The sequence below is a fragment of the Micromonospora sp. CA-248089 genome, assembly GCF_050948515.1.
GTDB lineage: Bacteria > Actinomycetota > Actinomycetes > Mycobacteriales > Micromonosporaceae > Micromonospora.
Map to the genome: position 1 here is coordinate 1,081,140 of NZ_CP192016.1, position 12,623 is coordinate 1,093,762.

The window sequence follows — 12,623 nt, forward strand, 5'->3', positions numbered from 1 at the left end:
AGACCTTAACCAGCGGGCCGGACGCAGGCTATGGTGCGTGACATGGCGTTGACAGGGTGGACGGTCGACAGCCTCGGGCCCGTACGGGCACACGGCTGACGGGTGTCGGAGATGCAGGGTGAGGGGCAGGCGATCGGTGGCCGAGCCATGGAGTCGATGACCGGACGACTGCTGGTCGCGACACCCGGGCTCAAGGATCCGAACTTCGACCGTACGGTCGTGCTGCTCGTCGCCCACGAACCCGGCGGCGCCCTCGGGGTGGTGCTGAACCGGGCCACCGAGGTCTCGGTGGCCGACGTGCTCGGCGACTGGAGCGACCTGGCCGGCGACCCGGCGGTGCTGTTCGAGGGCGGCCCGGTGCAGCCCGACTCGGCCATCTGCCTGGCCCGCATGCGACACCCCGTCCGCCCGGTCAAGGGCTTCCACCGCGTCTCCGGCGCGGTCGGCACCATCGACCTCTCGGTCGACCCGGAGAAGCTGCGCGAGGCCGTCGGCGGGATCCGGGTGTTCGCCGGCTACTCCGGCTGGGGTGCCGGGCAGGTGGAGCGTGAGATCGAGGAGGGCTCCTGGTTCGTGTTCGACGCCCTGCCCGGTGACGCCTTCGTCGACCGGCCGGATGATCTCTGGCCGATGGTGCTGCGCCGGCAGGGCGGCATGATGGCCGCGGTGGCCCACTTCCCGCCGGACGTGGCACTGAACTGAGCCGGGTGCGGGGCACCCCCGCGAGATGACCATGCCGGGCGGCGTGTGTATAGTTCTCTCCGTGCCCGGGCGACCGGGGACGACCGCAAGGGGCCGTGGCGCAGCTGGTAGCGCACCACACTGGCAGTGTGGGGGTCAGGGGTTCGAGTCCCCTCGGCTCCACCCTTAGCGATCAGGGCGTCTGTCGGAAGCGGCGGGCGCCCTTCGTCGTCTCTGGAACCGGGTGCAGGAAAGCCGGTTCGCCTCGTTCCGTGGCACGTCTTCCTCCCCTCCTTCCTCGCGCCGAGGGCTTGACACTGCCTGTCCGTCGATGGATGCTACGTTCAACGTAATAGGAGGGCGCGATGGTAGGCCTCTCTGACCTTGGACGATTCTCCGAACCGGCTCTTCTTGTCATGATCAGCCTTGCCGCCGGCCCGGCGCACGGCTACGCCATTCAGCGAGATATCGCCGAGCTGACCAGTGAGCGCCCAGGACCTGGGACCCTGTACGGTGCAATCCGCCGTCTCGAGGAACATGGCTATATCGAGGCCCTGCCCGCGCTTGAGCGACGTAAGCCCTATCAGCTGACGACCGCGGGCCGGGAGGCGCTCGGCGTCGAGCTGCGGCGCATGCGGTCAGTGGCAGCACGAGGCCTGACTCGTCTGGGGTTGGCGTGATGCTGGCTGTTCGACGAGCTTCTATGGTGCGCCTGGCGTTGGCGATGTATCCGAAGGCTGTTCGTGAGCGTTACGGCGAGGAGATCGCCGAGTTGTTGACCGAATCGTCCAGGCCGGCGCGCGACCTTGCCGACGTCGCGTGGTGTGCCCTCATCGAGCAGGGGAGCCTTATGTCCGTGCCACAGTCGCGCTCGCGCGTACCCAGGGCGGCCGGTGTGCTGGTTGTTCCACTGGTGCTCGGCGTGGCGCTGCTGATTGCTGCGTCCGTCAGCATCCTTGTCGTGGCCACCATCGACGGGGGTGCCAGTCAGGCGGTCGTTGCCTCGGTGACTGCGCTCGGCGTCGTGCCGGTGATCGCCGCCGCCGCCTGGCTGGGGTGGCGGGTGAGCCGGGAGCCATCAATGTCGCGCTGGCTGTGGATCGTTCCGGCTCTACTTGCCTCCGGCATCCTCGCCCTGTCGTCGGTTCCCATTGTGGGGGAGGCTCTCGGAGAAGCCAGGCTGGCCGTCGCCGCCGCTACCGTCTCGTGGGGACTGCTGCTGACCGCACTGGTGATGGTCGTGGCGCGACTCACGCCACGACTTCCGTGGTCCTTCGTCCTTCTTGCGATGGTCATCGCAGGAATCGCCGTATTGGATTTGACTTTTGTCGCCTACGCTGCCTTCGACTCGACGGATGGCGCACCGGCGTCCTACTGGTGGTATCCGATGACCCTGGCGGCATACGACTTCGGTTCGCCCGGCGCCGCCGCGGACCTGGCTGAGCAACTCAAGGGCCTTCCCGCTTTGCTTACCACCTGTACCGCATTCACCTTGTCTCTCGCGGGTGCCATTGCTCGTCGTGTTCCGCGTACCACGCCTGTCCCTGCGGTGAGATGATTCGGATTTTTCGGACCATCGAAAAAAATGACTACTGATCGTACGGGCGGGGCAGCGCAGCGAAGCATGCGCATGCGAAAATCTCTCGTGGCGCTCTGAGATCCAGATCGCCGTCACGGGAGGATGCACATGTCTGTTATCAAGTTCCGATCCGCTCCATCGTTGGTGGCGCTGGCCGCTGTCGCCTCGCTGGGGACGGCGGTCCTCGGTGGCCCTGCCTCGGCCGCCCCCTCTGCGCCGCTTCCGGCGTCCTCGGACGACGTTCAGCCGATGGTCGTGGGCGGAGACGTTATCCGGCATGACAGCATCCAGGGCCTGGTCATCGCCAAGGGCCTCAGCTTCAGCCCGAATGGGCAGGGCGGCAACTGCGATGTCTGGAACAAGAACGCTGGCTCGACCTACAACTACCTGGACAGCAACAACAACTGCACAACTGCCAGCATGAACGGCCGTACTTACAGTTGGACCGTCTGGAACGACACCGATGTCTTCACGATGCAGAGCGAGGCGTACTGGGTGCAATCCCGCGACGGCTCCTGGCGTCGAGTGGGCGCTAACGTCTACACCCGGATTCAGGACAACGAGAATGCTCACTGCTACCGCGAATCAGACGGCGTAAATTGCTACGTCTCGCTCGGCTGATCTGAGGGTCGTCGCAGCTGGCCGGCAAAATCGTCGACCAGCTGCGACGCTCACCCGGCGCATTTGCTTATCGCTGATACGCTCCCGGCGGCCTGTCGGAAATGGGCTTGACGGTTGCGGAAATTCAGCACTTGTCCTGTCGATTGCGTCCATGGCCTGACGAAGGGCCGGTCGCTGAACGGCGCGGGCCGGAGTTGGCCGATGATCCCTACTGGCTGCGCCGAGCATGTCGCAATCCTGCCGGAGGGGAGCGGGGGCGACGTTGCGGCGGAGATGCTGGCCAGCGTCGGCCGAATGTCGGATCAGCGGGCATGCCCTGCAGAGGATGATCATGAGGTCCTACGCGAGGGAGAGTACCGTGAACGACGCCATCCGCATCCGCCAGGCCGGCCCGGACGACGCGGCCGTGGTGGACGCCCTGGTCCGGGAGATCGCTGCCCACGAGGGCGAGAGCGAGCACGTCGGCACCAGCCCTGACCGGTGGCGTGAGGTGCTCGGCCGCGCCGACGTGACGGTGCTGCTGGCCGAGCGGGACGGCGAGGTGCTCGGCTACGTCTCCGCGCAGCGGCGCCTGCACATGTGGAGCGGTGAGGACATCCTCGCGCTCGACGACCTGTTCGTCCGGGCCGAGGCGCGGGACGGCGGCGTGGGGCGGCGCCTCATGGTCGCGCTGGCCGAGCGGGCCGCCGCCGACCGGCTCGTCATTCGCTGGGAGGTGAAGCCGGAGAACGAGGCCGCGCAGCGCTTCTACCGCCGCCTCGGCGGGACGCTCTTCCCGAAGGTGGTCGTCCGCTGGCTGCCGGAGAGCTACCTGCCGCTGACCGAAGACCGGTCGTAACGGCGCCGCCGGCAAGCCCGGAGCCGCCGGCCGAGCTGCGCCCGGAGGGCCGGAACCACTCAACCGGTCGCCCGGCCCGCGAGCACCAGCGCCCAGCACAACGCACCGAACCCGGCAGTGCTCGCCAGCGTCCGGACCACGTTCCAGGTGACCCAGGCGGACTCGAAGCGCTCCCGTGCCGCACCGAGATCCGCCGTACCGGCCGCCGCGAGCGCGTCGTTCAACGGCACGTTCACCGCCACCGTGACGACGAACATCACCAGGTACAGGGCCAGCCCGACCACGATCCACGGCAGCGCCGGCCTGGTCGCCCCGCGCCACGCCAGCACCGCCGCGAGCGCTGCGAGCACCGGCGTACCCAGGAACGCCAGCAGGAACCAGCCGTGGACGATGGTGACGTTGATGCGCTGCATCGCGTCCACGAACGTGCGGTCGTCCGCGCCGCGCAGCGCCGGCATCACGGCGTACGCGAACGCGGCGAACAGGCCCGCCATCAGGCCGGCCCCGACTGTGGCGCCGACCAGCGTCAGTTGTTGTACGAGTCGCATGTCCTCATCGAACCGCCGCGCGGTGAGACGGCCCATGGTCAGGACGCGCGATCCTGTGTTCAATCATCTCGTGGACGCCGTTTCCGGCCTGCTCGACGGTCCCCGGGCGCGGGGCGCCTTCCTGCTGCGCTCGATCCTCACCCCACCCTGGTCGATGCTGATCCGGGACGAGGCGCCGCTCACGCTTGTCGCCGTGGTGCGGGGCGACGGCTGGATCGTGCCGGAGGAGGGTGACGCCGCGCGGCTGACCGCCGGTGACGTGGCGATCGTGCGCGGGCCGGCCCCGTACACGGTGGCGGACGACCCGGCCACTGCGCCGCAGGTAGTGGTGCACCCGGGTCAGCGCTGCACCACGCCGGACGGGCGTGAGCTGTTCGCGATGACCCGGTGGGGCGTACGCACCTGGGGCAACGGGCCGGACGGCCGGACCGTGCTGCTCACCGGCACGTACTCGGTGCGGGGCACTGTCGGGCGGCGGCTGCTGGACGCGCTGCCGCCGCTCGTGGTGGTGCGGCGCGAGTCCTGGGACACGCCGCTGGTGCCGCTGCTGGCGGCGGAGATCGTCAAGGACGACCCCGGTCAGGAGGCGGTGCTCGACCGCCTGCTGGACCTGCTGCTCATCGCCGCGCTGCGGGAGTGGTTCGCCCGGCCGGGCGCCGCCGCGCCCGCCTGGTACCGGGCGTACGCCGATCCGGTGGTCGGCCGCGCGCTGCGGATGCTGCACCACGACCCGGCCCGGCCGTGGACGGTGGCGTCGCTCGCCGCGGAGGTGGGGCTGTCCCGGGCGGCGCTGGCCCGGCGCTTCACCGCGCTGCTCGGTGAGCCGCCGATGGCGTACCTGACGGGCTGGCGGCTGGCGCTCGCGGCCGACCTGCTCCGCGAGCCCGGCGCAACCGTCGGCGCGGTCGCCCGCCGGGTCGGCTACGGCTCTTCGTTCGCCCTGAGTGCGGCGTTCAAACGCCGGTACGGCGTGAGCCCGCGCGGCCACGTCGACCCGGATAGATTGACCGGATGACTGTCGACCTGTTCGCCGGCATGCCGATCCGCGATCTCGCCGTGTCTACGGCCTGGTACGAGCGGTTGCTCGGCGCGCCGCCGCAGTTCCTGCCGAACGACCACGAGGCGGTGTGGGAGCTGGCCGAGCACCGGTACCTCTACATCGAGGTGCGGCCCGGGCACGCCGGGCACGCCATGCAGACGGTCTTCGTCGACGATCTCGACTCCCGCGTCGCGGCGATCGCCGACCGTGGTCTGACGCCGTCCTCGCGGGAGACCTACGACAACGGCGTCCGCAAGGTGATCTTCCACGACCCGGACGGCAACGAGATCGGCTTCGGCGGCGGCCCGGCCTGACCGGGCCGGCCGGGCAGCGGAGATTCGCGGCCCGGCCGGTGACGTCAGCGGGGGCGCCGGGTCTTCGGCAGGTCGAACTGGTCGGCCCGGCGGCAGTCCTTCGGGCCGCCGATCGCCTGCGGGCCGACCTCCTCCAGTGCCTTGCGGGCACGCTGGCGGCCCAGGTTCCAGGCGTACCAGGGGTCGGGTTCGGCGAGGTCGTCGGCGATCCAGCTCAGCGTGCACCGGCGTACCGGGTCGGGGAGCTTGGCGAGCGCCGGGGTGGCGTCGGCGGACAGCGCCCGCAGGTACCAGGCGTCGATCTTGCCGGTCTGCTCGTACCGCAGGGTGTTGCGGCGGGCGACGTAGTTCTCCGGGTTGAGTACGGCCAGACCGAGCAGCATCGCGACAGCCAGCGCTAGCGTGGTGCCGGGAATCCACCGGCCCCGCCATTTGATGCCGGCCGCGAGGATCATCAGGAAGACCGTGCCGAGCAGCATCTCGAACGCCATCACGAAGATCCGCTCGCCGGTGAAGCTGTAGACCTTCTGGTACGTCCACATCCGGGACAGCGCCGACGCCACGATCACCACGCTCAGCGCGCTGATCAGCCCGAGGAGCACGCGCAGCAGGATCCGCTCGACCGGCTGCTCGCGGCGCGCCCAGCGGCTCACCCCGCCGAGCACCGCCACCGTCAGCAGCGTGACGAAGAGCAGCTGCCAGAAGCCGCTGCGCGCGTACTCGGCGTAGCTGAGCCCGGCGACCCGCTGCACGTGCCGCTGCCCGCCGAAGAGCATGGTGAACTGCACCACCACGAACCCGGCGAACAGCAGCGTGAGCGCGCCGATGGCCGGGGCCCACTCCAGCAGGCCGAGGCGACGCTCACCCTCGCGGTCCACGGTGGACAGATCGGGCGGTGCGGCGAGCGTGTAGAGCGCGGCGACAGCGATCAGACCGCCCACCACGGCGAGGAACAGCCAGCCGAACACCGTACCGATGTTGATCTCGGGGACGAGCGAACCGAGCGCCTCGGAGAACGCCGCGTCGGCCGACGCGAGCAGGCTGCCGAAGACCACGAGCACCACGACCGTGGCGACCACCGAAACAGTCACCTTGCGGACCGTCGCCTCCTGTGGCGAGGCGGTGACGTGCCGGCGTACCCAGGGCAGGCCGCGCAACGCCGCGAACGGCGTGGCCACCAGGCCGAACAGGATCGAGCGCACCAGCCGCCCGCCGATGATCGCGAGGGTGGCGCAGCCGAGCGCGCCGAGCACGCAGAACGTCACGAGCCACCAGGCGTTGCGGAACGCCGGCACGGCGATCAGGGCCAGCGCCGCAGCCGCCCACCCGGCCCGGATGAGCTTGTCGGCGCGCGGCAGGTCCGCGGTCTTCGACCGGACTGCCAGCACCACCGCGAGCGTGAGCGTGAGCCACCCCAGGAACCAGCCGACGCCGACGCGGCCGAGCGGCACGAAGACCGCGCTGCCGACCGCGGCGGCCAGCACCGCGAGGGGTACGGCCCGTCCGGTCGCCGCCTTCGGGCCGGGCCACTTCGTGCCGAGGAACGACGTCCGCGGCACCGGCGGTCGCGGCGCCCAGACCGGCGCCTGCGGGTGACCGCTCCACCCCATTCCCGGGTACGGCGGCGCGGGCGCCAGCCCACCGCCGTGCGGAGGCGGGGTGCCCGGAGCGCGCTGAGTACCCGGCGCGGGCTGCGGCCCGGTGGTCGGCTGCGCGCCCGGCGCGGTCCATGCTCCGGAGACAGGCTGCGCACCCGGAGAGGGGACAGGCGTCTGCGCACCGGCGGGAGGCGCCGGCGTGGCGCCGGACGGGCCGGTAGCCGCTGGCGTGCCGGGGGATCCGGCAGGAGTATCCGGGCCGGCATCCGGGGTGGACGATGCGGCGTCGCCGGTGGCCGAGGGCGTCGCACCCGCCTGCTCCCGGCGAGCTGCCGGAACGGTGTCCGGCGGGGCAGCGGCGGTGGTGCCGCTCGCGCCCTCCGCCGGGACGGCGCCCTCCGCCGGGGAGCGCTCGGCGGCGGGCGCCGTCGCCTGGGCGGGCACCGCCGCCGTTGGCTGGCCCGCCGCCGTCGGCTGGCCGGACGCCGCCGGCTGGCCGGGCGCGGGGACCAGCGGGAGGAACAACGCGTACCCCTGGGTGCCGGGCGGCACGCTGACCGGAATCGCCCAGCCGGGTTGTCCCTCGACGCCGGGCCAGGGCACCGGCGCGGGCGCGCCCTCCATGGTGGGCAGCACCAGCAGGTACGGCTGCGTGGGGGCGGGGACGTCACCCGGCGCGGGCCCGGCCGCCGGGGCGGTACGGGACGGCTCGGGGGACGGGGCCGGTTCGGTCAAGGGACGCTCCTCGATCACAGGTTTCGTCACTCTAGGGCCCACCGGGCGTCCGTCGCCGCCCCGGTTGTCCGTTCGGTCATGTCGCCCCGGCCGATCGGCGCGGATCGAACCTTTCGCGGCTCGTGGCCGTACCAGTGCGCGGGAGGTCGATCACATGGCCGCACGTCGCGCGTTCGCCGCGTCCGCCGCGCTCGCCGCCGTCGCCGCGACGGTGCCGCTGACCGCCGCGCCCGCCGCGGCACACGGTGCGCCGACCAGCCCACTGAGCCGGTCCGCCGCCTGTGGGCCGGAGGGTGGCCGGGCGCGGACGCCCGCCTGCCGGGCCGCGATCGCCGCCGGAGCGGCGGTACGCGAGTGGGACAACATCCGGGTGGCCCGGATCGACGGGCGGGACCGGGAACGCATCCCGGACGGCGAGCTGTGCAGCGGCGGGCTGTCCGCGTACCGGGGACTGGACCTGCCGCGCGCCGACTGGCCGGCCACCACGCTCACCGCCGGGGCCCGGCACACGTTCCGCTACCGCACCACCATCCCGCACCGGGGCACGTTCCGGTACTACGTCACCACCGGCTCGTACTCGCCGAAGCGCGTGCTGACCTGGGCGGATCTGGAGGAGAAGCCGTTCCTCGAGGTCACCGACCCGCCGATCCGCGCGGGCGCCTACGAGATGCGGGGGAAGCTGCCGGCCGACCGTAGTGGCCGGCACATCGTCTACGTCATCTGGCAGAACTCGGACACCCAGGACACGTACTACTCCTGCTCGGACGTGATCTTCCGGGCGGCGCGCGGCGAGCCGGACGCGTCACCGGCAGCGCCGAAGGCGAGCGCGTCGCCTCCGCGTACCCTCGCCGGGGCGGCGACCGACGAGGAGCCGGCGGTGCCGGTGGCGACGGTGACCGACGGCGGACCGCTGTCCCGGCCGCTCGTCCTCGGCGCGGCGGCGTTCGTCGTCGCGCTGCTCGCGGCGGCGGTGGTCGGGATGCGGCGGTCCGGCGGTCCGCCGCCCGGGCGGCCGTGCGGTGTCCGCAACCACCGCGCCGGGCGGCGCCGCATCTGGTGACTCAGCCGAGCAGGCGCTCGATCTCGGCCAGGTCGTCACCGGCGAGGTCGAGGTTGCCCAGCGCGGCCACGTTGCCCTCCAGCTGCGCCACGCTGCTCGCGCCGATGATGAGGCTGGTCATGCGCGGGTCGCGCAGCGCCCAGGCCAGGGCGAGCTGCGCGAGCGTCTGACCGCGCCGCTCGGCCACCGCGGCGAGCCCGCGCACCGTCGCCATGGTCTGGTCGTCGAGGTCGCTCTCGTTCAGGAAGACGCTCGTGCGCACCCGGGAGTCGGCCGGGATGCCGGTGAGGTAACGATCGGTGAGCAGGCCCTGGGCGAGCGGGCTGTACGCGATGCAGCCGGCGCCGACGCCCTCCAGCGTGTCCAGCAGCCCGTCGCTCTCCGTCCAGCGGTTCATCATCGAGTACGACGGCTGGTTGATCAGCAGCGGCGTGCCCAGGTCGCGCAGGATCGCCGCGGCCCGCTCGGTCTGCTCCGAGTCGTAGTTGGAGATGCCCACGTAGAGCGCCTTGCCGGAGCGGACGATCGCGTCGAGCGCGCCCATCGTCTCCTCCAGCGGGGTTTCCGGGTCGAACCGGTGCGAGTAGAAGATGTCGACGTAGTCCAGCCCGAGTCGGCGCAGCGACTGGTCCAGCGACGAGATCAGGTACTTGCGCGAGCCCCACTCGCCGTACGGGCCGGGCCACATCAGGTACCCGGCCTTGCTGGAGATCACCAGCTCGTCCCGGTACGGCTTCAGGTCGCCTGTGAGCAGCCGGCCGAAGTTCTCCTCCGCCGAACCGGGCGGCGGACCGTAGTTGTTCGCCAGGTCGAAGTGGGTGATGCCGAGGTCGAAGGCGCGGCGGACGATGTCGCGCTGCCGCTCGAAGGGCCGGTCCGGTCCGAAGTTGTGCCACAGGCCGAGGGAGATGACGGGGAGCTTCAGCCCGCTCCGGCCGCTGCGCCGGTAGATCATCTCGTGGTAACGGTCGTCGCTGGCGAGGTATGTCACCAGGCCATTCTGTCCGCACCGGAGTGCGCGCGCAGCGGCGCGGGTACGTTCGGCCACATGCGTTACGTGCGGCTCGACACCCCCAAGCCCATTTCCAAGATCGGCCTCGGCACCTGGCAGTTCGGCTCCAAGGAGTGGGGTTACGGCCCCGAGTACGAGCGCCGGGCCGCCGAGATCGTCCGGCGGGCGCTCGACCTGGGCGTCACCCTGTTCGACACTGCCGAGCTGTACGGCTTCGGCCGCAGCGAGCGCATCCTCGGCGCGGCGCTCGGCGACGACCGGGCCAAGGTCGTGGTCGCCAGCAAGATCTTCCCGCTGCTGCCGGTCGCCCCGGTGGTGCAGCAGCGCGCTGTCGCCTCAGCCGCCCGGCTCGGCGTCGACGGCATCGACCTCTACCAGGTGCACCAGGCCAACCCGGTGGTCGCCGACACCACCACCATGCGCGGCATGCGCTCGCTGCAGGACGTCGGACTGGTCGGCGAGGTCGGCGTCAGCAACTACGGCCTGCGCCGGTGGCGGTTCGCCGAGGCCGCGCTGGGCCGCCGGGTGCTGAGCAACCAGGTCCGCTACAGCATGATCGACCGCGGCCCCGAGGAAGACCTCATCCCGTACGCGGAGCAGGCCGGCCGGATCGTCATCGCGTACTCGCCGCTGGCGCAGGGTTTCCTGTCCGGCCGCTACGACGCCACGAACCCGCCGGCCGGTGCGGTACGCCGGGCCAACCCGTACTTCCTGCCGGAGAACCTGGAACGCGGCACCGCGCTGATCGCCACGCTGCGCGAGGTCGCCGACGCGCACGACGCCACGCCCAGCCAGATCGCGCTCGCGTACGTGCTGCGGCACCCCAACGTGGTGGCCATCCCGGGCGCCTCCGGCGTCGAGCAGATGGAACGCAACGCGGCCGCCGCCGAGATCGACCTCGCCGACGACGAGTACGCCGCACTGGTCGCCGCCGCGCACGCGTTCCGCCCGGTCACCGGGCTGGCCGCCGTACCCCGGATGGTCCGCGCCCGCCTCGGGAGGTGAGTGGCGTTCCGGCGGCTTCCCTTGTCGCGACATCGACGACGGAGGCCGCCGGCCGTCGGAGCGCGCTAGCGTGGGTCGGGTGACCGCTCCCAACCAGGTTTCCCCGGTCCCGCCCGCCGACCTGCCGAGCACGCTCGGCGCGCTGCGCGCGACCGGCCACCGCTACCGCACGGTCAAACAGGAACTCCGAGACAACCTCCTCGCCCGGATGGGCTCCGGCGAGGACCGCTTCCCCGGCATCGTGGGCTACGAGGACACGGTGCTGCCCGAGGTCGAGCGCGCGCTGCTCGCCGGGCACGACATGGTGCTGCTCGGCGAGCGCGGGCAGGGCAAGACCCGGCTGATCCGCTCGCTCGGCGCGCTGCTGGACGAGTGGACCCCGGTGATCCCCGGCTCGGTGCTCAACGAACACCCGATGCACCCGCTCACCCCGGCCTCCCGGGCGCTTGTCGACTCGGCCGGCGACGACCTGACGATCGGCTGGCTGCACCGCTCGATGCGGTACGGCGAGAAGCTCGCCACGCCGGACACCAGCGTCGGTGACCTGATCGGCGACGTCGACCCGATCCGCCTCGCCCAGGGCCGCACGCTCGGCGACCCGGAGACCATCCACTTCGGGCTCGTGCCGCGTACCAACCGGGGCGTCTTCGCCGTCAACGAGCTGCCCGACCTGGCCGAACGCATCCAGGTGGCGCTGCTCAACGTGCTCGAGGAACGCGACATCCAGGTCCGCGGCTACCAGTTGCGGCTGCCGCTGGACCTGCTGCTGGTGGCCAGCGCCAACCCGGAGGACTACACCAACCGGGGCCGGATCATCACGCCGCTGAAGGACCGGTTCGGCGCGGAGATCCGTACCCACTATCCGCTCGACCTCGACCTGGAGCTGGAGCTGATCCGGCAGGAGGCCGACCTGGTCGCCGTCGTACCGGAGCACGTGCTGGAGGTGCTGGCCCGGTTCGCCCGCGACGTGCGGGAGTCCCCGTCGGTGGACCCGCGTTCCGGTGTGTCCGCCCGGTTCGCCATCGCCGCCGCGGAGACGGTAGCCGCCGCCGCGTTGCGCCGTTCGGGTCTGCTCGCCGGTGCTGCTGCCGCTGCCTCGGGTGGCGGTGCCGGGGCGGCAGGCGGTGCCGGGGCGGCTGGTGGCGTCGGGGCGGCGTCCCGGCCGGAGGCGCCGGTGGCCCGGATCGGGGACACCGTGTCGGTGACCTCCACGCTGCGCGGCAAGGTCGAGTTCGAGAGCGGCGAGGAAGGACGCGAGATCGAGGTGCTCGCGCACCTGCTGCGTACCGCCACCGCCGAGACGTTCCGCGCCCGCCTGGCCGGGCTCGACCTGTCCGGCTTCACCGCGCTCGTCGCCGAGGGCGGCGCCGTCGAGACCGGCGAACTGGTCTCCTCGGCCGAGCTGTTGCGCCAGGTCGGCACCGTGCCGGGGCTGGCCAAGGTGCTCGACCGGCTCGGCCTCGGCGACGCGCCCAGCCCCGAGGAGGCGGCGGCCGGCATCGAGTTCGTGCTGGAAGGGCTGCACCTGACCCGCCGGCTCGGCAAGGATGTCACCGACACCGGGCGCACCGTCTACGGGGACCGGGACTGACA

Annotated in this window: 13 protein-coding genes and 1 tRNA gene; 11 read left to right on the forward strand and 3 right to left on the reverse strand. The window is 71.7% G+C overall.

The genetic code is table 11. The annotated features are described in order from the left end of the window. Positions 1 to 111 precede the first annotated feature (111 nt). The 6 genes from ACQP26_RS05345 (at position 112) to ACQP26_RS05370 (ending at position 3,719) form a co-directional block, all read left to right on the forward strand. A complete protein-coding gene (locus tag ACQP26_RS05345) occupies positions 112 to 702 on the forward strand; it encodes a YqgE/AlgH family protein (RefSeq protein WP_018787607.1) in 591 nt (196 codons plus the stop codon). Positions 703 to 791: 89 nt separating this feature from the next. Then, a tRNA-Ala gene (locus ACQP26_RS05350) sits at positions 792 to 864 on the forward strand. 233 nt (positions 865 to 1,097) lie between these two features. Further along, positions 1,098 to 1,361: a PadR family transcriptional regulator gene (locus ACQP26_RS05355; RefSeq protein ID WP_281578925.1), complete on the forward strand. Its 264-nt coding sequence runs from the start codon at positions 1,098 to 1,100 to the stop codon at positions 1,359 to 1,361. A gap of 23 nt (positions 1,362 to 1,384) precedes the next feature. Further along, positions 1,385 to 2,239, forward strand: coding sequence for a hypothetical protein (locus ACQP26_RS05360; protein WP_269701979.1), 855 nt, complete (start codon positions 1,385 to 1,387; stop codon positions 2,237 to 2,239). 129 nt (positions 2,240 to 2,368) lie between these two features. Further along, complete coding sequence (locus tag ACQP26_RS05365; protein WP_433495099.1) at positions 2,369 to 2,881, forward strand: hypothetical protein; 513 nt, start codon at positions 2,369 to 2,371, stop codon at positions 2,879 to 2,881. A gap of 358 nt (positions 2,882 to 3,239) precedes the next feature. Beyond that, positions 3,240 to 3,719 (forward strand): N-acetyltransferase family protein, encoded by a 480-nt coding sequence (locus tag ACQP26_RS05370; RefSeq protein WP_433495100.1) that lies wholly within the window; start codon positions 3,240 to 3,242, stop codon positions 3,717 to 3,719. Positions 3,720 to 3,778: 59 nt separating this feature from the next. On the opposite strand, the gene ACQP26_RS05375 is transcribed toward ACQP26_RS05370, so the two are convergent. Beyond that, on the reverse strand, positions 3,779 to 4,267 hold the full coding sequence (locus tag ACQP26_RS05375) for a DUF1772 domain-containing protein (RefSeq protein ID WP_433495101.1): 489 nt from the start codon (positions 4,265 to 4,267) through the stop codon (positions 3,779 to 3,781). 70 nt (positions 4,268 to 4,337) lie between these two features. On the opposite strand from ACQP26_RS05375, the gene ACQP26_RS05380 reads away from it, so the two are divergent. Next, complete coding sequence (locus tag ACQP26_RS05380) at positions 4,338 to 5,282, forward strand: AraC family transcriptional regulator (protein WP_433495102.1); 945 nt, start codon at positions 4,338 to 4,340, stop codon at positions 5,280 to 5,282. After that, entirely contained in the window at positions 5,279 to 5,620 is a 342-nt protein-coding gene (locus tag ACQP26_RS05385) for a VOC family protein (protein WP_269701971.1), read from the forward strand. The genes ACQP26_RS05380 and ACQP26_RS05385 overlap by 4 nt, the downstream gene beginning before the upstream one ends. Before the next feature lie 44 nt (positions 5,621 to 5,664). On the opposite strand, the gene ACQP26_RS05390 is transcribed toward ACQP26_RS05385, so the two are convergent. After that, positions 5,665 to 7,953, reverse strand: coding sequence for a DUF4153 domain-containing protein (locus ACQP26_RS05390; protein WP_433495103.1), 2,289 nt, complete (start codon positions 7,951 to 7,953; stop codon positions 5,665 to 5,667). 154 nt (positions 7,954 to 8,107) lie between these two features. Here ACQP26_RS05390 and ACQP26_RS05395 point away from each other — a divergent pair, with 154 nt between their 5' ends. Continuing rightward, positions 8,108 to 9,013, forward strand: a complete 906-nt coding sequence (locus ACQP26_RS05395) for a lytic polysaccharide monooxygenase auxiliary activity family 9 protein (protein ID WP_269701969.1) — start codon at positions 8,108 to 8,110, stop codon at positions 9,011 to 9,013. Position 9,014: 1 nt separating this feature from the next. Here the strand turns inward: ACQP26_RS05395 and mgrA are convergent, their stop codons facing one another. Continuing rightward, a complete protein-coding gene (mgrA, locus tag ACQP26_RS05400) occupies positions 9,015 to 10,004 on the reverse strand; it encodes an L-glyceraldehyde 3-phosphate reductase (protein WP_269701967.1) in 990 nt (329 codons plus the stop codon). Between the two features lie 57 nt (positions 10,005 to 10,061). Between mgrA and ACQP26_RS05405 the strand changes: the two genes are divergently transcribed. Then, the gene (locus ACQP26_RS05405) at positions 10,062 to 11,030 is read left to right on the forward strand and encodes an aldo/keto reductase (RefSeq protein WP_433495104.1); all 969 of its coding nucleotides are present in this window, start codon (positions 10,062 to 10,064) and stop codon (positions 11,028 to 11,030) included. A 70-nt stretch (positions 11,031 to 11,100) separates the two neighbouring features. Further along, a complete protein-coding gene (locus ACQP26_RS05410; RefSeq protein WP_433495105.1) occupies positions 11,101 to 12,621 on the forward strand; it encodes a magnesium chelatase in 1,521 nt (506 codons plus the stop codon). Positions 12,622 to 12,623: the final 2 nt, after the last annotated feature.

Excerpts from the sequence above, each read along its gene's own strand:
- ACQP26_RS05405 (WP_433495104.1), top strand. The coding sequence starts at position 10,062 with ATGCGTTACGTGCGGCTCGACACCCCCAAGCCCATTTCCAAGATCGGC.
- ACQP26_RS05365 (WP_433495099.1), top strand. The coding sequence starts at position 2,369 with ATGTCTGTTATCAAGTTCCGATCCGCTCCATCGTTGGTGGCGCTGGCC.
- ACQP26_RS05385 (WP_269701971.1), top strand. The coding sequence starts at position 5,279 with ATGACTGTCGACCTGTTCGCCGGCATGCCGATCCGCGATCTCGCCGTG.
- ACQP26_RS05360 (WP_269701979.1), top strand. The coding sequence starts at position 1,385 with ATGGTGCGCCTGGCGTTGGCGATGTATCCGAAGGCTGTTCGTGAGCGT.
- ACQP26_RS05395 (WP_269701969.1), top strand. The coding sequence starts at position 8,108 with ATGGCCGCACGTCGCGCGTTCGCCGCGTCCGCCGCGCTCGCCGCCGTC.
- ACQP26_RS05355 (WP_281578925.1), top strand. The coding sequence starts at position 1,098 with ATGATCAGCCTTGCCGCCGGCCCGGCGCACGGCTACGCCATTCAGCGA.
- ACQP26_RS05375 (WP_433495101.1), bottom strand. The coding sequence starts at position 4,267 with ATGCGACTCGTACAACAACTGACGCTGGTCGGCGCCACAGTCGGGGCC.
- ACQP26_RS05345 (WP_018787607.1), top strand. The coding sequence starts at position 112 with ATGCAGGGTGAGGGGCAGGCGATCGGTGGCCGAGCCATGGAGTCGATG.